This window comes from Amycolatopsis sp. NPDC104863, assembly GCF_055582965.1.
Genome location: NZ_JBVJOW010000011.1, coordinates 18,446 through 38,070, shown reverse-complemented (window position 1 = coordinate 38,070; position 19,625 = coordinate 18,446). Strand labels below are relative to the sequence as shown.

At 69.3% G+C, this 19,625-nt stretch carries 15 protein-coding genes; 6 read left to right on the top strand and 9 right to left on the bottom strand.

All coding sequences use genetic code 11. The features are described from left to right. The first annotated feature begins 433 nt into the window (after positions 1–433). On the top strand, positions 434–2,986 hold the full coding sequence (gene fxsT / locus ACZ63J_RS43925) for an FxSxx-COOH system tetratricopeptide repeat protein (RefSeq protein ID WP_465402678.1): 2,553 nt from the start codon (positions 434–436) through the stop codon (positions 2,984–2,986). 4 nt (positions 2,987–2,990) lie between these two features. On the opposite strand, the gene ACZ63J_RS43920 is transcribed toward fxsT, so the two are convergent. Further along, positions 2,991–4,172 carry a TetR/AcrR family transcriptional regulator gene (locus ACZ63J_RS43920; RefSeq protein WP_465402680.1) on the bottom strand — a complete coding sequence of 394 codons (1,182 nt, stop codon included), beginning with the start codon at positions 4,170–4,172 and terminating at the stop codon, positions 2,991–2,993. A 147-nt stretch (positions 4,173–4,319) separates the two neighbouring features. Here ACZ63J_RS43920 and ACZ63J_RS43915 point away from each other — a divergent pair, with 147 nt between their 5' ends. Beyond that, a complete protein-coding gene (locus ACZ63J_RS43915; RefSeq protein ID WP_465402682.1) occupies positions 4,320–5,531 on the top strand; it encodes an acetyl-CoA C-acetyltransferase in 1,212 nt (403 codons plus the stop codon). Between the two features lie 8 nt (positions 5,532–5,539). Then, positions 5,540–7,711 carry a 3-hydroxyacyl-CoA dehydrogenase NAD-binding domain-containing protein gene (locus ACZ63J_RS43910; RefSeq protein WP_465402684.1) on the top strand — a complete coding sequence of 724 codons (2,172 nt, stop codon included), beginning with the start codon at positions 5,540–5,542 and terminating at the stop codon, positions 7,709–7,711. A 41-nt stretch (positions 7,712–7,752) separates the two neighbouring features. Here the strand turns inward: ACZ63J_RS43910 and ACZ63J_RS43905 are convergent, their stop codons facing one another. Further along, positions 7,753–8,019, bottom strand: coding sequence for a hypothetical protein (locus ACZ63J_RS43905; protein ID WP_465402686.1), 267 nt, complete (start codon positions 8,017–8,019; stop codon positions 7,753–7,755). A 121-nt stretch (positions 8,020–8,140) separates the two neighbouring features. Between ACZ63J_RS43905 and ACZ63J_RS43900 the strand changes: the two genes are divergently transcribed. Then, positions 8,141–10,477 carry a GH92 family glycosyl hydrolase gene (locus ACZ63J_RS43900; protein ID WP_465402688.1) on the top strand — a complete coding sequence of 779 codons (2,337 nt, stop codon included), beginning with the start codon at positions 8,141–8,143 and terminating at the stop codon, positions 10,475–10,477. Here ACZ63J_RS43900 and ACZ63J_RS43895 read toward each other — a convergent pair. From ACZ63J_RS43895 to ACZ63J_RS43885, 3 genes are all read right to left on the bottom strand, one after another. Next, entirely contained in the window at positions 10,474–12,525 is a 2,052-nt protein-coding gene (locus ACZ63J_RS43895) for an MMPL family transporter (RefSeq protein WP_465402690.1), read from the bottom strand. The two genes, ACZ63J_RS43900 and ACZ63J_RS43895, sit on opposite strands and share 4 nt — an antisense overlap. A 113-nt stretch (positions 12,526–12,638) precedes the next feature. Then, positions 12,639–13,307, bottom strand: coding sequence for a response regulator (locus ACZ63J_RS43890; protein WP_465402691.1), 669 nt, complete (start codon positions 13,305–13,307; stop codon positions 12,639–12,641). A 7-nt stretch (positions 13,308–13,314) separates the two neighbouring features. Beyond that, positions 13,315–14,373, bottom strand: coding sequence for a sensor histidine kinase (locus ACZ63J_RS43885; RefSeq protein ID WP_465402693.1), 1,059 nt, complete (start codon positions 14,371–14,373; stop codon positions 13,315–13,317). 164 nt (positions 14,374–14,537) lie between these two features. Between ACZ63J_RS43885 and ACZ63J_RS43880 the strand changes: the two genes are divergently transcribed. Together ACZ63J_RS43880 and ACZ63J_RS43875 are read left to right on the top strand one after the other, a co-directional pair. Beyond that, positions 14,538–14,987: a DUF3761 domain-containing protein gene (locus tag ACZ63J_RS43880; RefSeq protein WP_465402695.1), complete on the top strand. Its 450-nt coding sequence runs from the start codon at positions 14,538–14,540 to the stop codon at positions 14,985–14,987. A gap of 86 nt (positions 14,988–15,073) precedes the next feature. After that, positions 15,074–16,489 (top strand): MFS transporter, encoded by a 1,416-nt coding sequence (locus ACZ63J_RS43875; RefSeq protein WP_465402696.1) that lies wholly within the window; start codon positions 15,074–15,076, stop codon positions 16,487–16,489. Here ACZ63J_RS43875 and ACZ63J_RS43870 read toward each other — a convergent pair. The 4 genes from ACZ63J_RS43870 to ACZ63J_RS43855 form a co-directional block, all read right to left on the bottom strand. Then, on the bottom strand, positions 16,486–17,292 hold the full coding sequence (locus ACZ63J_RS43870) for an SAM-dependent methyltransferase (RefSeq protein WP_465402698.1): 807 nt from the start codon (positions 17,290–17,292) through the stop codon (positions 16,486–16,488). The genes ACZ63J_RS43875 and ACZ63J_RS43870 overlap by 4 nt on opposite strands. Positions 17,293–17,354: 62 nt before the next feature. Then, entirely contained in the window at positions 17,355–17,990 is a 636-nt protein-coding gene (locus tag ACZ63J_RS43865; protein ID WP_465402746.1) for a histidine phosphatase family protein, read from the bottom strand. After that, positions 17,987–18,790, bottom strand: coding sequence for an SAM-dependent methyltransferase (locus tag ACZ63J_RS43860; protein WP_465402700.1), 804 nt, complete (start codon positions 18,788–18,790; stop codon positions 17,987–17,989). The genes ACZ63J_RS43865 and ACZ63J_RS43860 overlap by 4 nt, the downstream gene beginning before the upstream one ends. Next, a complete protein-coding gene (locus ACZ63J_RS43855; RefSeq protein WP_465402702.1) occupies positions 18,787–19,584 on the bottom strand; it encodes an SAM-dependent methyltransferase in 798 nt (265 codons plus the stop codon). The genes ACZ63J_RS43860 and ACZ63J_RS43855 overlap by 4 nt, the downstream gene beginning before the upstream one ends. Between the last annotated feature and the right edge of the window lie 41 nt (positions 19,585–19,625).

The window sequence follows — 19,625 nt, the reverse complement described above, 5'->3', positions numbered from 1 at the left end:
CGACCGTGTTCGTAAGCCGCCGACGCTACCCTGCGTGGCCGACTCGCCGTTCACTGACCGGTGTCAGCCGCAATTCGTGGGTTCTCGACAAAGAGGTTCGTCTTCAGAATGCCCGGATATCGGTGAGATTCTCTTCGTGCAGGTGGCCGGTGGTGGCGTAGAACGCCATGACCCGGTTGACCCGGGAATGCGTGTGCCTTACGCTCGACCACCTTTTCGGCCGCAGGTGCACTCCTTTGAGCATTGTGCGCTCCGTGGCCGAACCGGAATAGGGAGATCGCCCGATGGGGATCATTGGCCGGGGACTACTGTGCGGCCGGTGAGTGCCACGACGCCGCCGAAAGGCGAACAAGCGGATTGCGTACCTCGAACAATCACCGTCCACCGTCTCGTCCGGGTCGATGGACAGTCATCCGATGGGTGGTGGTGAAAGATGTCTGGCAACGGGCAGGGCAACGGATCCGGTGAAGGATTGCCGCCGATCTGGGGGAGCGTGCCGCCGAGGAACCCCAACTTCACCGGAAGGCACGAGCTGCTCGACCAGCTGACAGAGCGGCTTCGCGACAGCACCACGGCCATGCTTCCCGCAGCACTGTACGGAATGGCCGGCATCGGTAAGACCCAGATGGCCGTGGAGTACATCTACCGTCACCTTCAGGACTACGACATCGTCTGGTGGATCCAGGCGACGGAGCCGACCGAAATCCGTGCTTCGCTTACCGAGCTGTCGCAACGGCTGAAACTGCCGGGCTCGGACGCGGTGAGCACGGCGGTTCCGGCGGTCCGCGAGGCGCTGCGGCTCGGCCGGCCCTACCGGCGCTGGCTGCTGGTCTTCGATTCGGCGCAGGATCCCGATGTAGTTCGCCGATTCTTCCCGGGGACCGGCTCCGGTCAGGTGCTGGTGACTTCCCGGAACCCGAGCTGGTCGGGTGCCGCCAGATCGTTCGAGGTTCCTGTGCTCGGGCGCAAGGAGAGTAAGGAACTCCTCAGCCGTCGTGTCCCGAACCTCACGGACGGGCACGCCGACTTGATCGCCCGGACGTTGCATGATCTCGCGCTCGCCATCGAGCAGGCTGCAGCCTGGTTTCTCGCTACCGGCATGCCGATTCCGGAGTACGTACGCCTGTTCAACGCGAAGTCGGCAGAAATCCTGGACACGTCCGCGCCGACGGGCTACGAGCGGTCGGTGGCCGCGGCGTGGAACGTTTCGCTCGATGAACTCGAACGCCGGAACCCGGCTGCCTACACGCTGCTCACCCTCTGCGCGTTCCTCGCGGCCGGGCCTGTCAACCGCAGCTGGTTCGGACAGGTGCGAGCCGGCTCGATGCCCGAGGTCCTCGATCGGCTTCTGCAAGACCCCGTTCGCCTGGGCCAGGCCATCGGCGACATCAACCTGCTGGGGCTCGCGAGGCTCGACCACGGCCACGACACGCTGGAGCTGCATCGGCTGGTGCAGCTCGTGGTGCGGAACCGGCTGGGCGAAGAGCGGCGTTCTCAGCTGCGTCATCAGGCTCAGCGGCTGCTGGCGAACTTGGAACTGGGCGACCCGGCTTCTCCCTCGCAGTGGCCTCGGTACCAGGAGCTGCTGCCGCACGTGGGAGAGGCGGACCTGGTGGCCTCCGTCGACGCGGACGCACGCCGGCTCGTGATCAACCTGATCGAGGTCTTGTGCCGGTGCGGTGACCACGACGGGGCGCTCACGCTCGCGGAAAGCGCCTTCGGCTCGTGGGAAGCCGAGCGACTGGCGCGGAAGTCGCGCGGCGACGCACCGCTTGAAGACTCCCCGATCCAGGAGTTGAAACTCGCTGAACGTGTGGCTTTCCTGCGTTGGAGCGTGGGGCGCTACGCCGACGCCGAGGAGTTCGGCCGGCGGACCCTGGACCGCTACCGGGAGTTGGTGGGGCTGAACTCGGTGGACACGGTCGACGCCGAACTCACCTATGCGCTGATCTTGAAGGCCCGTGGTGATTTCGGCGCCGCGTGCCGGCTCAACGAGGAGATCTTCCGTAACGCTGTCGCACGGTTCGGTCAGGACGCCCGGATCACGCTGGCCGCGTCGCATGACCTCATCGTCGCGCTCTTGCTCACCGGCGACCATCAAGCCGCCGCGGACCGTGGCCGGGACACCTACGAGCGTCGCTGCGAAGTGCTCGGCCGGGACAACGCCGGCACGATGAGCACTTGGGTCCTGGTGATCCTTGCCTGCCGCGAACTCGGCGAATACGGCTGGGCTCGTGCCGAGCAGGAGCGTGTCGTGGAGCTGTGGTGGGGACGCCAGGGCGATGACGATCTGGGAGTCCTGCGCCAGCAGTTGCACCTGTCGATCGCGTGTCGCAAGGACGGTGCTCGCGAGAAGGCCCGGGACCTGTCCGGCCGGGTCTTCGAGCGGTCGCTGCGCCGGCACGGCGCCGACCATCCGAGCACGCTTGCCGCCGCACTGGGACATTCGGTGGACCTTCGCCTCGCCAACGAGTTCGAACCAGCTCGAACGCTGGGCGAAGACGTGCTCGAGCGCTATCGGCGGAGACTCGGAGAGAATCACCCGCACACGCTCGCCGCGGCTGCCGATCTCGGCGTGACGCTGCGTCTGAAGGGTGATCCGGCGCGCGCCCGCGCGTTGGACGAGCACTCGTTCGAAGAGTTGAAGAGGCGGCTCGGCGAAGACCATCCGTTGAGCATCGCGTGCGCGATCAATCTCGCGAGTGACTTGTTCGCGCTCGGCAGGATCGAGGCGGCCGCGAGGCTCGATGCGGAGCTGGCGGCGCGTTCTGAGCGCGTACTCGGTGCAGGCCACCCAACGACTCTGGCCGTCCGCCTGAACCGGGCGCTGGACCTGCGAGAGCTGGGCAGCGAGTCCGACGCGGACGTGCTTCTCGAAGATGTGCGGAGGAGCTACCGTCGCGTGCTCGGAGAGTCGCACGCTGCGACGGTGTCGGCGGTCGCCGGCGTGCGGGCGGATTGCGATCTCGACCCCCTGCCGCTGTAACCGATCAGCCGCGTTCCTGCACACCCAAGGCGGTGTGCAGGAGCGCGGTCAGCTCGGCTTCGAAGTTCGGCCGGGCCGCCACTCGCCGTGTCCGGGCCAGGTCGTTAGCGATCGTTAACGCCGCGTGCACGGTGATCTTCGCTTCACGCGGGGGTAGTGCAGGGCGCACCTCCGACAGCAGCGTCACCCACTGGGCCACGTAGTCCCGCTGCACCCGCAGCAGGTCCGCCTTGTCGCGGTCCGGCATCGTCACGCGGTCCGCCGAGAAGGACACCAGCAGCTCCGGCGTGTGCAGAATCGTGTGCACGTACGACGCCGCCAGGCGGCGCAGGGCTGTGCGCTCGTCCGGGGCCTGCAGTGCCCGCTCGGCCGCCAACGCCAACCTGTCTGCCGCGCGATGTCCGATTGCGACCATCAGGGCCGCCTTGCTCGGGAAGTGGCGGTACACGCTGGGGCCCGCGATGCCCGCCGCCGCTCCGATGTCCTCCATGCTCACGTCGTGGAAGCCGCGCTGGGCGAACAGCGTCGTCGCCTCCGCCAGGACCTGCTCGCGGCGGGACGGGGTGCCGAGGCGCGACAACGGCGGCTCCGACACCGCCGGTGGCGGGAGTGTGGTGTCGAGCACACCCAGGGCCAGTTCGACGAGCAACTGGGCGAAGCGGCGGCGCGCCACCGACGTGTGGTGGACCGACACACTGCCGAACACGGACAGTGCCGCCCAGCAGAGCAGCTCCGCGTCCTCGCCCGGTAGATCGGGGCGCCGGACCTGCAGCGCCTTCGCCCACGCCGTCAGCGCGAGCGCCGACCGGCGGGCGATCTCCCGCTGGTCCTCCTTCGGGAGATGACGCCCTTCCCAGCGCCACAGCGCGGCGATCTCGCGGCGTTCGACGGCCTGCGTCGCCAGCCGGCCCAGGAGCGATTCCAGCTGCTCAGCGGGCGAAACGGAGTCCGACAGCGCCTCCGCCGTCGCAGACTCCAGGTCTTCGAACCCGCTGAGGACGACGTACGCCAGGATCGCCTGCTTGTCCGCGAAGTGGCGGTACAGCGCCGGCCCGGTGACGCCCGCCGCGTCCGCTATGTCCTTGATGCCGACTCCAGGGAAGCCGCGGGCGCGGAACAGCTCCGCCGCCACCGCGGCCAGCTGGGCCTTGCGGTCGCGGGGGCGCGCATTGCGGACTTCGGTCATGGTGAGTGAACGATAGCGGCTAACGGCACACCCGCAACCCATTGACACCATGGGGTTATCCGGCGATATGTTAATGGCCATTAGCACTACCGGTCGGTATCATCGGCCACGGAACGACGACGTCCACCGCTCGCGAGGAGAGGTTCTGTGAGTAGCGAGGCCTACATCTACGAGGCGATCCGCACGCCTCGCGGCAAGAACAAGGGCGGTGCCCTCCACGGCACCAAGCCGGTCGACCTGGTGGTCGGCCTGATCGAAGAGCTCAAGGTCCGCCACCCGAACCTCGACCCCGCGGTGATCGACGACGTCGTGCTCGGCGTCGTCTCCCCGGTCGGCGAGCAGGGCGCGGTCATCGCGCGCACCGCCGCGCTGAACGCCGGCCTGCCCGAGACCGTCGCCGGCGTGCAGCTCAACCGCTTCTGCGCCTCCGGCCTGGAGGCCACCAACACCGCCGCGCAGAAGGTCCGGTCCGGCTGGGACAACCTGATCATCGCGGGCGGCGTCGAGTCGATGTCGCGCGTGCCGATGGGCTCCGACGGCGGCGCGCTGTTCATGGACCCGGCCACCGCGTACGACAACTACATCGTCCCGCAGGGCACCGGCGCCGACCTGATCGCGACCATCGAGGGCTTCTCGCGTGAGGACGTCGACCGCTGGGCCGTGCGCTCGCAGGATCGCGCCGAGGCGGCCTGGTCCGGTGGCTACTTCGCCAAGTCCGTCGTCCCGGTCAAGGACATCAACGGCGTCACGGTCCTCGACCACGACGAGCACCGCCGTCCCGGCTCCACCGTCGAGGGCCTCGGCAAGCTCAAGCCGGCCTTCTCGATGATCGGTGAGATGGGCGGCTTCGACGCCGTCGCGCTGCAGAAGTACCACTCGGTCGAGAAGATCAACCACGTCCACACCGGCGGCAACTCCTCCGGCATCGTCGACGGCGCCGCGCTGGTGCTCGTCGGCTCCGAGCAGATCGGCAAGACCTTCGGGCTGACGCCGCGCGCCCGGATCGTGGCCACCGCGTCGATCGGCTCCGAGCCGACTATCATGCTCACCGGCCCGACCCCGGCCACCGAGAAGGTCCTGAAGACCGCGGGCCTCAAGCCCGAGGACATCGACCTGTGGGAGCTCAACGAGGCGTTCGCGTCCGTCGTGCTCAAGTGGATCAAGGACCTGCACCTCGACGAGGAGAAGGTCAACGTCAACGGCGGCGCGATCGCCATGGGTCACCCGCTCGGCGCCACCGGCGCGATGCTGGTCGGCACCGTGGTCGACGAGCTCGAACGCCGCCAGGCGCGCCGCGCCCTGGTGACCCTGTGCATCGGCGGCGGCATGGGCGTCGCCACCATCATCGAGCGGGTGTGAGGACACTAATGGCTGAGAGCAAGACCATCCGCTGGGAGCAGGACGCGGACGGCATCGTCACGCTGACCCTCGACGACCCGAAGCAGTCGGCGAACACGATGAACGCTGATTTCCGCGAGTCGCTGGGCGTCACGGTCGACCGTCTGGAGGCCGAGAAGGACTCCATCACCGGCGTTGTCATCACGTCCGCGAAGAAGACCTTCTTCGCCGGCGGCGACCTGAACGACCTCATCCAGGCCAAGCCCGAGAACGCGGTCGAGTTCACCGAGTCGTCCGGCCTGATGAAGGGCCAGATGCGGCGGATCGAGCAGCTCGGCAAGCCGGTCGTCGCGGCGATCAACGGCGCCGCGCTCGGCGGCGGCCTGGAGATCGCGCTGGCGACGCACCACCGCATCGCCGCGGACGTCAAGGGCAGCCAGATCGGCCTCCCCGAAGTGACGCTGGGCCTGCTGCCCGGCGGCGGTGGCGTTGTGCGCACTGTCCGATTGCTGGGTATCCAGAGCGCGCTGCTGAACGTACTTCTGCAGGGTCAGCGGCACCGTCCGGCAAAGGCGCTGGAGCTCGGCCTGGTGCACGAGCTGGTCGGCACGGTCGAGGAGCTCGTCCCCGCCGCGAAGGCGTGGATCAAGGCGAACCCCGAGGGCGGCGTCCAGCCCTGGGACGTCAAGGGCTACAAGATCCCGGGCGGCACGCCGTCCAACCCGAGCTTCGCGGCCAACCTCCCGGCGTTCCCGGCGAACCTGCGCAAGCAGATCAAGGGCGCGAACATGCCGGCGCCGCGGGCGATCCTGGCCGCCGCGATCGAGGGCGCGCAGGTCGACTTCGACACCGCGATCCTGATCGAGACGCGCTACTTCATCAGCCTCGCGACCGGCCAGGTCTCGAAGAACATGACAAAGGCGTTCTTCTTCGACCTGCAGACGATCAACTCCGGCGGCTCGCGGCCGGACGGCTTCGAGAAGTACACCGCTAAGAAGGTCGGTGTGCTCGGCGCCGGGATGATGGGCGCCGCGATCGCGTACGTGTCCGCGAAGGCCGGCATCGACGTCGTCCTTAAGGACGTCTCGCAGGAGGCGGCCGAGAAGGGCAAGGGCTACGCGGCCAAGCTCGAGCAGAAGGCCCTTTCGCGCGGCAAGACCACGCAGGAGAAGTCGGACGCGCTGCTGGCGAAGATCAAGCCGACCGCCGACCCGGCCGACTTCGCGGGTGTCGACTTCGTCATCGAGGCCGTGTTCGAGAGCGTCGAGCTGAAGCACAAGGTGTTCGGCGAGATCGAGAGCGTCGTCAACGCCGACGCGGTGCTGGGCTCCAACACCTCGACGCTGCCGATCACCACGCTCGCCGAGGGCGTGCAGCGGACCGAGGACTTCATCGGGATCCACTTCTTCTCGCCGGTGGACAAGATGCCGCTGGTCGAGATCATCTGCGGCGAGAAGACGTCGCCGGCGACGCTGGCGAAGGTCTTCGACTACACGCTGCAGATCAAGAAGACCCCGATCGTCGTCAACGACAGCCGCGGCTTCTTCACTTCGCGCGTGATCGGCACGTTCATCAACGAGGCCGTCGCCGCGCTGGGCGAGGGCGTCGAGCCGGCGTCGATCGAGCAGGCGGGTTCGCAGGCCGGCTACCCGGCGCCGCCGCTGCAGCTGATGGACGAGCTGACGCTGACCCTCCCGCGCAAGATCCGCAAGGAGACCCGCGAGGCGATCGAGGCGGCCGGCGGCACGTGGAAGGCGCACGCGTCGGAGGGCGTCATCGACCGGATGGTCGACGAGTTCGACCGCAAGGGCCGTTCGACGGGCGCGGGCTTCTATTCCTATGACGACGAGGGAAAGCGCGCCGGGCTCTGGCCGGGCCTGCGTGACGCCTTCAAGTCCGGTTCCGCCGAGGTCCCGTTCGAGGACCTCAAGGAGCGGATGCTGTTCGCCGAGGCGCTCGAGACGGTGAAGTGCTTCGACGAGGGCGTGCTGACGTCGGTGGCGGACGCCAATATCGGCTCGATCTTCGGCATCGGCTTCCCGGCGTGGACGGGTGGCGTCATCCAGTACATCAACCAGTACGAGGGTGGCCTGCAGGGCTTCGTCGACCGGTCGCGTGAGCTGGCCGCCCGGTACGGCGACCACTTCGAGCCGCCGGCTTCGCTCGTGGAGAAGGCCGCCAAGGGCGAGATCTACGAATAAGGCGTGAACGACGAAGGCCGTCACTTCGGTGGCGGCCTTCGTCATTTCACGACGAGGTCGACCTCCTTGGCGGCTTCGGCCTCGGTCTTCCAGACGGTGGCGCGGGTGTTGTCCCCGGCATGGAAGCCGTAGCGCGCTGCGCCCTTCTCGATCCCGGTGAAGGTGAACGTGAACGTCCGGTTGTAGACAGCCAGAGCTGCCAGATCGGGGTCGTCGAGCTTCACCAGCTTGAGAGTGGTGACGCCGATGATCTCGTTCTTCTCGTTCGCGACGGTCACTTGGGCGCCGTTGAGGTCGCCGCGCCGCACTCGAGCGTCGCCGAGGTGATCTACTTGTTACTGCGTTGGGCACGGGCGCCAAAGTGCGTGTCCGCCTGTTTGTCCGCTCCAGTTCGCCCGAAGGCCATCGAACGCGGGTTAATCTCCGCCCATGCGCCGTCCCGTCACGGTGGCACTGGCCGCCGCCCTGTTCGCCTCCGCGTTGACAACGATGTCAGCCGCCGCTGATCTGAGCCCTGCCGACTTCGTCGATCCGCTGATCGGCTCCGCCGGGGACGGCAACACCTATCCCGGCGCCACCGCGCCCTTCGGGATGCTCGCTTGGAGCCCGACCAGCACTCGCGGCGACCAGACATCCACCGGCGCCGCCAACGGCTATCAGTACGACACCACCCGGATCCGCGGCTTTGCGTTAACGCACGTTAACGGTGCGGGCTGCAACCCCGGCGCCGCTGGCGACGTGCCGATCCTGCCGTTCGCCGGCGACGTCACCTCTTCGCCGACCGCTGACACCACCGATGCGATCTACGCGAGCAACTTCAGCCACGCGGATGAGGGAGCGTCGCCGGGACGGTACCGTCTCGGCCTGGCCAGCGCCGTGACGACCGATGTCGCCGCCACCGAACGGACCGCGATCGGCACCCTGCAGTACCCCGCGCAGAAGCCGGCCAGTCTGCTCTTCCGCACCTCGAACTCACTCAACGGCAGCGAGGACGCCGAGACCCACATCGACGCGGCGAACCGCAAGGTCACCGGGTCCGTGCTCACCGGCGCCTTCTGCGGCCGCCGCGCGAACGGCGGCGTCAACAACCGCAAGTCCTACTACCGCCTCTACTTCACCGCGCAGTTCGACCAGCCGGTCACCGGCACCGGGACCTGGAAGGACGCGACCCTGCAGCCCGGCGGCACCGACCAGACCGGCGGCGAGGGGTACGCGACCGGCAACGACCGCGCCGGGCGCGGCTCCGGCGGCTACGTCACCTTTGCGCCGGGCAGCAAGGTCACCATGCGGATCGGGATCTCCTACGTCTCCCTCGACGGCGCCGAACGTAACCTCCAGGCCGAGCAGCCCAGGAAGTCCACGGTCGACACGATCGCGGAGCGGACCAAGCGAGCCTGGAACACCGAGCTGAGCCGCGTCGACGTCGGGGGCGGCAGCGCCAACCAGCGGATCGTCTTCACCACCGCGCTTTACCACAGCCTGCAGCAGCCGAACCTCGTCAGCGACATCGACGGCCAGTACCTCGGGATGGACGGAAAGCCCCACAGCGTCGAACGCGGGCAGGACGCGCAGTACTCGAACTTCTCCGGCTGGGACCAGTACCGCGCACAGATCCAGCTGCTCGCACTGCTGGAACCGCGCGTCGCCGGGAACTTCGCGCAGTCGCTCTACAACTACGCGAAGCAGAACGACGGTGTCTGGGACCGCTGGGTGCACGTCAACGGCGCGACCCACGTGATGACCGGCGACCCGTCGGCCGCCACGGTCGCGACGTTCTACGCCATGGGCGTCCGCAACTTCGACTACCGCGGCGCGTTCGACTCGCTGTACAAGCAGGCGACCGTCCCGCGGCCGGAAGGTCTGCAGGACGGCGGCTGCCCGGGCCAGTGCGTCGGCCAGCGCCCGAACCTCGCGCAGTACCTGACCTCCCACTACGCGCCCAACGACGTCTGCCATTGCTGGGGCGGCGCAGCCGAGACGCTCGAAGACGCTGTCGCCGACTCCGCAATCGGACATTTCGCAGAGCTGCTGGGTCGCACTCGCGAAGCTGCAGAGCTGCAGGCGCGCGGGGAGTACTGGCGCAACGTCTTCAACCCGGCCACCGGTTACACGCAGGCGCGCAACGTCGACGGCGGCTGGGTGACGCCGTTCGACCCGGCGAGCGACCGCGGTTTCGCGCAGGGCAGCGCGGCGGCCTACACCTGGATGGTCCCGCAGAACGTCTCCGGGCTCGCCGATGCGATGGGCGGCAAGACCACCGCCGTCACCCGGCTCGACGGCTTCTTCCACGACGCGAACGGCAACTGGCAGCTCAAGGGCGGCGGCCCGCTGAAGTACGACCCGACGAACGAGCCCGACATCCACGCGCCGTGGCTGTACAACGAGCTCGGGCAGCCCTGGAAGACGCAGGAAACCGTGCGCCAGCTGGTCAGCTCCGTCTACACGACCGGGCCGTCCGGCCTGCCCGGCAACGACGACCTCGGCACGATGTCCGCCTGGTACGTCTTCGCCGCGCTCGGCCTCTACCCGCGGACGCCCGGCTCCGCGGAGCTGCTGCTCTCGAGTCCGCTGTTCTCGAGCGCCGTGATCCGGCCGGCGGGCGGCGCGCCCATCCGGATCACGACGTCGGGCAGCGGGAAGTACGTCCAGGAAGTCCGCCGCGGCGGACGGCCGCAGCGGGACTGGAAGCTCGACGCGTCCTTCCAGCGCACCGGCGGCACGCTGGACTTCCGCCTGTCCGAGACGCCGACGACCTGGGGGAGTTAGGGCTCCAGCGCGACGTGCGGGAGCCGGCGGTCCAGCCACCGCGGCAGCCACCAGGCCCGTTCGCCTAGCAGACGCATGATCGCCGGGACGAGCAGGCAGCGGATCACCAGCGCGTCCAGCAGCACCGCGACCGCCAGGCCCAGACCGAACTGCGCCAGCATCCGCGACGGGTCGAGCAGGAACGCGCCGAAGACCAGCACCATGATCGCGCCGGCCGCGGTGATCACGCCGCCGGTCGACGCGAGACCTTCGCGCACCGCCAGCCGTGCGTCGCCGGTGCGGCGCCATTCCTCGTGCATGCGCGAGACCAGGAAGACCTCGTAGTCCATCGACAGCCCGAACACGATCGCGAAGATCATCACCGGCACGAACGCCTCGATCGGGCCGGGCTGCGCGCCGAACCAGCCGTCGCCGAACACCAGCGTCATCACGCCGAGCGAGGCGCCGATGCTCAGCAGGTTCAGCAGCGCGGCCTTGAGCGGGATGAGGATCGACCGGAACACGACCATCAGCAGCAGCGCCGACAACCCGACGACGACCAGCACGAACAGCGGCAGCCGGTCGGCGACGGCGTCGGCGAAGTCCGTCGCGGCCGCGACCGAACCGCCCACCAGGTAGTGACCGGGCAACGTCGGCAGGACGTCGGTACGGAGGCGTGTCACCAGTTCGGCCGTCGCTTCGTCCTGGGGTGACGTCGTCGGGAAGACCAGGACGGTCGGGCCCGTCGGCGGCAGCACGCGCGCGATGCCCGGGGTCGACGCGAGCCGTTGCTGCAGCGCGCCGGGGTCGCCGTCTTCGGTGACGATCGCGAGCGGGCCGCTGAAGCCCGGCCCGAAGCCCTCGGCCAGGAGGTCGTACGCCTGGCGCGTCGTCGATCCGGCCGGGTCGGTGCTCGAGTCGGCGAAGCCGAGCCGCATGCCCGCGGCCGGAAGGGACAGGCCGATGAGGACGGCGAGCCCGAGAGCGAGCGGAGCCAGCGGACGCCGCTGGACGCCGTCGGCGAGCCGGCGCCACGCCTTGCCGTGGTCGCGCTTCGCGGCGTGACGGCGAATGCCGCGTTCGAGCCGTTTGCCGAACAGCGACAGCAGCGCGGGGAGCAGCGTCACCGACGCGAGCATCGTCATCAGGACGGTCAGCGCGACGGCCACCGCCACCCCGCGCAGCCCGCCGAGTCCGAGCGCGAGCAGGCCGAGCAACGCGATGATGACTGTCGTCCCGGCGAACAGCACCGAGCGGCCGGCGGTGTCGAGGGCTCGCCGCGCCGCGCTGTCGCGGTCGTGTCCGGCGAGGATCTCGCCGCGGTAGCGCGAGAAGATCAGCAGCGCGTAGTCGACGCCGACACCGAACCCGACCAGCATCATCAGCGGCGCGGTGTAGCTCGCGATGTCGACGTAGCGCGAGACGAGCGTGATCACGCCCAGCGTGCTGCCGACGGCGAACACCGCGGTGATCACCGGCAGACCGGCGGCGAGCAGAGAGCGGAACAGGAAGACGAGGATGACCAGCGCGGCCAGCAGCCCGACGCCCTCCGCGGGGCCGCCGCCTCCCGAGACCCGCTCGACCGGATCGCCGGCGAGCGCGACCTGCACGACGCCGGTCTGCTTCGCGACGTCGGTGAACTTCACGAGGTCGTCGTACGGGAGGTCGGCCGACGCCGCGTCGAAGGTGACGGTCGCGTAGCCGATCCGGCCGTCGGGCGACAGTGTCTCGAACGGCTCGGTCACTGCCCTCACGTGCGGCTGCAATCGGACATTTCCCAGAACTGCATCGACTGCAGCGCGCTGACCTGCGAGCCCGTTCTCGGCTTTGAAGACGATCTGCGCGCTCGCGCCCGATTGCGCGGTGTGCTGCAGCAGGTCGACGACCTGCTGGGATTCGGTGCCCGGAAGCGAGTTGTCGTCGTGGTAGGAGTCGCCGGCGAGGCGAGAGGTGAACGTGACGCCGATGAGAACCAGCGCCCAGAGTGCGACGGCGAGCCACCGGTGACGCTGCGCCCAGCCGGCCAAGCGCGCCAGCCGTCCCCCGGTGGTGCGAGTGATGGTGTCCATGGGCGACAAGGATTCGCCGGTGAGGCCCTACTCCGCGTCGCGCGGCGGAGGACACTTGACGTGCTCCCGGCGGTGTCCCTTAAGGCGTTTCCCGTACCCCCGCGGGAGTACGGCTAGGGGGTGAGCCAGCGCGGCGTCACCGCGCCGGACTCGTACGCGAGGACGACGAGCTGTGCGCGGTCGCGCGTGCCGGTCTTGGTCATGATCCGGCTGACGTGCGTCTTCGCCGTCGCGGGGCTGAGCGTGAGCTCCCGCGCGATCTCGTCGTTCGACAGGCCTGCCGCGACCAGGGAGAGCACTTCGCGTTCGCGGTCGGTGAGCCGGTCGAGCGCCGGAGCTGCGGCCGGGCGCGTGACCCGCGCGGCGAACTCGGAGATCAGCCGCCGGGTGATCGACGGCGCCAGCAGCGCGTCGCCGCGGGACACCACGCGCACCGCGTGGATCAGCTCTTCGGGCTCGGTGTCCTTGACCAGGAACCCGCTCGCGCCCGCGCGCAAAGCGCCGTAGACGTCCTCGTCGAGGTCGAACGTCGTGAGGATGACGACCTTCGTTCCTTCGAGCGCCGGGTCCGCAAGGAGGTGCCGGGTGGCGGCGAGGCCGTCGAGCACCGGCATCCGGATGTCCATCAGGACGACGTCCGGGTGATGGTCGTGCGCGGCCTGCAGGGCTTCGCGTCCGTCGGCGGCTTCGGCGACGACGTCGATGTCGGCCTCGCCGTCCAAAATGGAGCGGAAACCGGCCCGGACGAGCCGCTGGTCGTCGACGAGCAGGACCCGGATCATCGGCCCATCATCGCACCGGCAGCCGGGCGCGCACCCGGAAACCGCCGCTTTCGAGCGGCGCCGCCGTCACTTCGCCGCCGAGTGCGCGAGCGCGTTCGGCCATGCCGCGGATGCCGTTTCCGGGCTCCGCCGCTCCGCCGCGGCCGTCGTCGTCGACCTGCACGGACAGCTCGTCGGCGCCGTAACGGAGCCGGACGACGACGGTCTTCGCGGCAGCGTGCTTCGCGACGTTCGTCAGCGCTTCCTGCACCACGCGGAACGCGGCGTGCTCGACGTCCGGCGGCAGGTCGCGGGCGACACCGTCGATCTCCGTGCGGACGGTCAGCCCGGACGCGCCCACCGACTCGGCCAGCTCGGCGACCCGCGAGAGACCCGGTTGGCCGGTTTGGCGGAGCATGCCGAGCGTCGCGCGCAGCTCCTGGAGCGCGGTCTTGCTCGCGTCCTTGATGGTGCCGAGCGCTTCTTCGGACTGCGCGGGGTCACGCCGGTGCAGCGCCGCACCGGCCTGGACGTTGATCAGCGCGAGGTGGTGGCCCAGGACGTCGTGCAGCTCGCGCGCGATGCGCAGGCGTTCGTCGGTGGCGCGCGCCCGGGCTTCGGCCTCCTTCGTGCGCTCGGCTTCCGCGCGGTAGTGCGTGACGGCGCCGCCGGCGACCAGGGCCACGAACCAGCCGGTCATCAGGAAGAACGCGAAGTTGTCGACGTGCCGCCCGGTCCGCGAGCTGATCTCGCCGACCACGACGCCCGCCATCGCCGCGACGACGAGCAGCGCGGCGCCGCGGATCCTCCCGGCCGCCGCGGCCGCGTACAGCGCGTACGCGAAGGCCAGCAGCACCAGGCCGTCGGGATCGGTCAGCGGGTAGTAGAGCGCACAGCAGAGGAGCGCGAACCCGGCGATGCCGAGCGGGTGGCGGCGCCGGAAGAACAGAGCGGCACAGCAGAGAACGGTGAGCACCCAGCCCAGAACGGCGTGGTGGCCTGGCTCGTCGTGGTCGCTGAGCACGGCGAAGAGCGTGCCCACGAGCACCGCGACGGTGACCGCGAGCTCGGGTAGGTAGCGCCGCATACGCCGAGTTTAGGGCGCTTCGCGCAGCTTGCGGCCGGGGCCGTGCGCGAAGGGCGGGATTTGCTCACAGCGTAATCGCCGTCCGCGAACGGGATTTTCGTTTGTAACAAAGGGTTTCCCGCCACCGACCAGTCGGCATTGATTCGCGTGGCCAAGGAGTGCGAGTGAGCAAGAAACTGGGGTTGGTCCTGGCGGCAGGCCTGCTGGTCGCGGGCTGTGGTGTCGGTTCGGTGCCACCGAAGGACGTCGGAAACGTCGGTGTCCTCGAAACGCCGACATCGACGTATTCGACGCCGACGTATTCCGTTCCGGTCACGACCGAAGCGCCCGCCACCACTTCCGAAGCGCCGGTTGTGACCACCCCGCAGGCCGTCGCACCGGCGCCGAAGACGACCGCGACCAAGCCGAAGGCCCCGAAGACCACCGCGCAGGCCGCGCCGAAACCCGCCGAATGCGGCGCCGACTACTACGTGAACTCGAGCGGCAACTGCGTCCACCGGCCCAGCGACAACCCGGCCGGCGCGACGGCCCTCTGCAAGGACGGCAGCTACAGCTACAGCCAGCACCGCTCGGGCACCTGCTCCGGACACGGAGGCGTGCGCACCTGGCTGTGACAAGAGCACCAATCGAGACGAAACCCGCCATCCCGTAGGTACAGTGCATGAAGTTGCATGATGTGTACTAACTACACACCGGGGGTGTGCTGGTGTCCCGTCCCGGGCGGTCCGCGCGCGCGATCGTCGTGGTGCTCGCTTCGTGCGGGCTGGTCGCGTCGTTCATGCAGACGCTGGTGGTGCCGCTGATCCCGGTGTTCCCGCGGCTGCTGAACGCCTCCGCCGCCGACGCGTCCTGGGTCGTCACCGTGACGCTGCTCGCGGCGTCGGTCATCACCCCGGTCAGCGGCCGGCTCGGCGACCTCTACGGCAAACGGCGGATGATCCTCGTCAGCCTCGCGCTGCTCATCGCCGGTTCGGTCGTGTCCGCGACGTCGAGCGAGCTGGCGCTGCACATCCTCGGCCGCGGCCTGCAGGGCTGCGCGATGGGCGTGATCCCGCTCGGCATCAGCATCATGCGCGACGAGCTCCCGCCCGAACGCGTCGGCGGCGCGATCTCGCTGATGAGCGCGACGCTCGGGGTCGGCGGCGCGATCGGGCTGCCGGTCGCGGCGATCGTCGCCGAGAACGCCGACTGGCACGTGCTGTTCTGGATGGCCGCGGGACTCGGGCTGTTCTTCGTACTGCTGATCGTCAAGTTCGTGCCGGAGTCGCCGGTGCGCACGCCGGCGCCGTTCGACTACTTCGGCGCGTTCGGGCTGGCCGCCGGTCTGCTCTGCCTGCTGCTGCCGGTGGTCAAGGGCGCCACCTGGGGCTGGACGAGCGCGCCGACGCTCGGGCTCGCCGCGGCGGCCGTCGTCATCCTGGTCGGCTGGGGCGCTTACCAGCTGCGTCGCCGCGACCCGCTGGTCGACCTGCGGGTGTCCTCGCGCCGGCCGGTGCTGTTCACGAACCTGGCGTCGATCATGGTCGGGTTCTCGATGTACGCGATGGCGTTGTCGTTCCCGCAGCTGCTGCAGGCGTCGGCGTCGACCGGGTACGGGCTCGGTCAGACGATGGTGGAGTCCGGGCTGTCACTGGCGCCGAACGGCCTGGTGATGATGCTGCTGTCGCCGGTGTCGGCGCGGCTGATCACGCGGCTGGGCCCGCGCCCGACGCTGATGAGCGGCGCGCTGGTGATCGCGGTCGGGTACCTGTTCGCGATCGTGTTGATGGACAACGCGCTGGAGCTCATCACGGCGTCGGTGATCATCGGCGCGGGTGTCGGCATCGCGTACGCGGCGATGCCCGCGCTGATCATGGGCTCGGTGCCGGTCACCGAAACGGCGTCGGCGAACGGCCTGAACTCCCTGATGCGCTCGGTCGGCACGGCGATTTCGAGCGCCGTGATGGCGGCGATGCTGGCCCAGCTGACGATCAGCGTCGGCGGCCTTTCGGTGCCGTCCCTGTTCGGCTTCCGCGCGACGTTCGCCGTGGCCGCGTTCGCCGCGCTGACCGGAGTGGTGCTGGCCGCGCTCGTGCCGAAGACGCGGGTGGCGCCGGAGCTGGTCGGCGTCGCTTAGTTCTTGCGCGCCACCAGCGCCAGGCCGCCGCACTCCGCGGGGTTGACCGGCACGTCCGCGGGCGAGTCCGGCCGCCATTCCGGGATGAACACCACGCCGGGGTCGACGATCTCGAAGCCGTCGGCCAGCGCACGGAGCTCGTCGGCCGAACGCGGGATGACCGGGTTCGAGCTCTTCTGGTACATCGCGACGGCGCGCGCGGTGCCGTCGCTCTGGAGCTCGTGCGTCGCGGAGGACAGCGCCAGGTAACTGCCGGGCGCGAGCGCGTCGCGGTAGGTGCCGAGCAGCCGGGCCGGGTCGCGCTCGTCCGGGATGAAGTGCACGAACAACGCCATCACGATCATCACCGGCTGGTCCAGGTCCAGCATCATCTCGGTGGTCTCGTGCTCGAGGACGTCGTCCGGGAACTCGGCGTCGGCGAACACCATGGCGGCGTTTTCGTTGTCTTCCAGCACGATCTCGCTGTGCGCGACGGCGACCGGCTCGTTGTCGACGTACACGACGCGCGACCGCGGGTCGATGGCCTGGGCCACCTCGTGCACGTGCCCGACGGTCGGCATGCCCGAACCGATGTCGAGGAACTGCCGGATGCCGTTGTCCATCCCGAACCGGATGGCGCGCCGCAGCCACTGCCGGTTGAGCTGCGCCCGCTCGCGCGCGTTCGGCTGGGCGGTCAGGACCTGCTCCGCGAACATCCGGTCGACGGCGTAGTTGAGCTCGCCCCCGAGGATGTAGTCGTACACGCGCGCGGCGTTCGGCTTCTCGAGGTCGATGCCGCGCCGCATGAGCTCGTCTTCGGTCATCCGCCACTCCAGGGCTCGGGGGATGACGCGAGAATAGCCGGACACGCAGGGCAGTGAGCTGATCACCGGCCCTCGGTCAGGTGGCCGGTGTCGTTCAGCGTGTGCAGCGTGCGGTTGTGGAAGTGGTCGTCTTCGTGCAGCACTGTGATGCCGTCGGGGCTCGACCGGAACGACACGTGCGCGCACGCCGAGAGCGGCAGGCCCAGCCACGCCGCGACGACCCAGCTCAGCGACCCGCCGTGGGTGACGACCACCTGGTGCTCGCCGCCGGACCGGAGGACGCGGTCCATCGCGCGGTACACGCGAGTGACCCACTCCAGCTTGGTTTCGCCGCCTTCGATGCCCTCGTTGTGGTCGAGCCGCTCGCCGGTCGCCGGCGGCGGGACGAAGCGTTCGTCGAGCCAGGACTGCGGGCGTCCGCCTGCGAGACCGTAGGACTTCTCGCGGAGGTCGCGCACGAGCACGGGTTCGACCCCGAAGAGGCTCGCGATCGGTTCCGCGGTCTCGACGGTCCGCCGGAGGTCGGAGCTGTACAGCTCGATCGGCGCGGCCGCCGGGATCAGCTCGCGCAGCCGCGCCGCGATCGCCGCCGCGTCGACGCGGCCGCGGGCGGTCAGTGCCGAGTCGAACCAGCCGCCGACCCGGCCCTCCACGTGATGCGTCGCCTCGGGATGCGTGACGACGTAGAGCCGATTCAGTTCTTCCGCCCCACCAGAGCCAGCTGGCTGGCCAGCTCCGGGTGCTCTCCCACTTCGCCGGGGTCGTCCGGCCGCCACTCGGGCGTGAACACGATTCCCGGCGGCAGGATCTCGAACCCGTCCACCAGCGCGCGCAGCTCTTCGCGCGAGCGCGCGAAGACGTTCGTGCCGCTCTGCTGGTAGAGCTGCGCCGCGCGGCGCACCTCCTCGCCCTGCCCCTCGAACGTGCCCGACGACAGCGCCAGGTAGCTGCCCGGGACGAGCGCGTCGCGGTACGCCGCGACCAGCCCGGCCGGGTCGCGCTCGTCCGGGATGAAGTGCACGAACGCGGCCATGACCACCATGATCGGCTGGTCGAAGTCCAGCAGCCGCTCGGTGGTCTCGTGCTCGAGGACGTCGGCCGGGACTTCGGCGTCGGCCTGCACCATCTCCGCGTTGTCGTTGCCCTTCAGCACGATCTCGCTATGCGCGACGGCGACCGGTTCGTTGTCCACGTAGACCACCCGTGACGCGGGGTCGATCGCCTGGACGACCTCGTGCACGTGCCCGACGGTCGGCATGCCGGAGCCGATGTCCAGGAACTGCCGGATGCCCTGTTCGGCGCCGAACCGGACGGCCCGCCGCAGCCACCGCCGGTTCAGCAGGGCCAGGTCCCGGGACTCCGGCCGCACCGCGAGGATCTGCTCGGCGAACATCCGGTCGATGGCGTAGTTGAGCTTGCCGCCGATCAGGTAGTCGTAGACGCGCGCCGCGTTCGGCTTGTCGAAGTCGATCCCGCGTTTCGCGTGCTCGTCGGTCACCGACGCGCCACCAGGGAGAGGCCGCCCGACAGCGCCGGCGGGTCCTCGAGGGGTTCGTCGGGACGCCATTCCGGCGTGAACACCACGCCCGGCGCCAGGATTTCGAAGCCCTTCACGAGCGCGCGCATCTCGTCGGGGGAGCGCAGGGTCAACGGCGTGCCGCTCTTCTCGTACAGCGCGACCGAGCGCCGCGACTCCTCGCCCTGTCCTTCCCACGTGCCCGACGACAACGCCAGGTAGCTGCCCGGCGCGAACGCGTCGAAGTAGCTCGAGATCAGGCCGGCGGGGTCGCGGGAGTCGGGGATGAAGTGCACGAACGCGGCCATGACGACCATGACCGGCTGGTCGAAGTCCAGCATCGCCTCGGTGGTCGGGTGCTCCAGCACGTCGTCGACGTACTCGGCGTCGGCCTGCACCATGGCCGCGTTGTCGTTGCCCTCCAGCACGATCTCGCTGTGCGCGACGGCGATCGGTTCGTTGTCGACGTAGACGACCTGCGACTCCGGGTCGATCGCCTGGACGACCTCATGCACGTGCCCGACGGTCGGCATGCCGGAGCCGATGTCCAGGAACTGCCGGATGCCCTGCTCCGCGCCGAACCGCACGGCCCGCCGCAGCCACGCCCGGTTGACCAGGGCCATGTGCCGCGCGTTCGGCAGCACCCCGATGATCTGGTCGGCGAACATGCGGTCGACGGCGTAGTTGAGCTTGCCGCCGATCATGTAGTCGTACACGCGCGCCGCGTTCGGTCTCTCGAGATCGATACCGCGCTTCGCGTGTTCGTCTTCGCTCATCGCCACTCCTCGTCCTCGGTGTGACGGGAGAATAGTCCGGT

Bases quoted from the DNA above. Each gene is read 5' to 3' on its own strand.
- fxsT (WP_465402678.1), top strand. From the start codon at position 434: ATGTCTGGCAACGGGCAGGGCAACGGATCCGGTGAAGGATTGCCGCCG.
- ACZ63J_RS43920 (WP_465402680.1), bottom strand. From the start codon at position 4,172: ATGACCGAAGTCCGCAATGCGCGCCCCCGCGACCGCAAGGCCCAGCTG.
- ACZ63J_RS43910 (WP_465402684.1), top strand. From the start codon at position 5,540: ATGGCTGAGAGCAAGACCATCCGCTGGGAGCAGGACGCGGACGGCATC.
- ACZ63J_RS43900 (WP_465402688.1), top strand. From the start codon at position 8,141: ATGCGCCGTCCCGTCACGGTGGCACTGGCCGCCGCCCTGTTCGCCTCC.
- ACZ63J_RS43895 (WP_465402690.1), bottom strand. From the start codon at position 12,525: ATGGACACCATCACTCGCACCACCGGGGGACGGCTGGCGCGCTTGGCC.
- ACZ63J_RS43890 (WP_465402691.1), bottom strand. From the start codon at position 13,307: ATGATCCGGGTCCTGCTCGTCGACGACCAGCGGCTCGTCCGGGCCGGT.
- ACZ63J_RS43885 (WP_465402693.1), bottom strand. From the start codon at position 14,373: ATGCGGCGCTACCTACCCGAGCTCGCGGTCACCGTCGCGGTGCTCGTG.
- ACZ63J_RS43870 (WP_465402698.1), bottom strand. From the start codon at position 17,292: ATGACCGAAGACGAGCTCATGCGGCGCGGCATCGACCTCGAGAAGCCG.
- ACZ63J_RS43855 (WP_465402702.1), bottom strand. From the start codon at position 19,584: ATGAGCGAAGACGAACACGCGAAGCGCGGTATCGATCTCGAGAGACCG.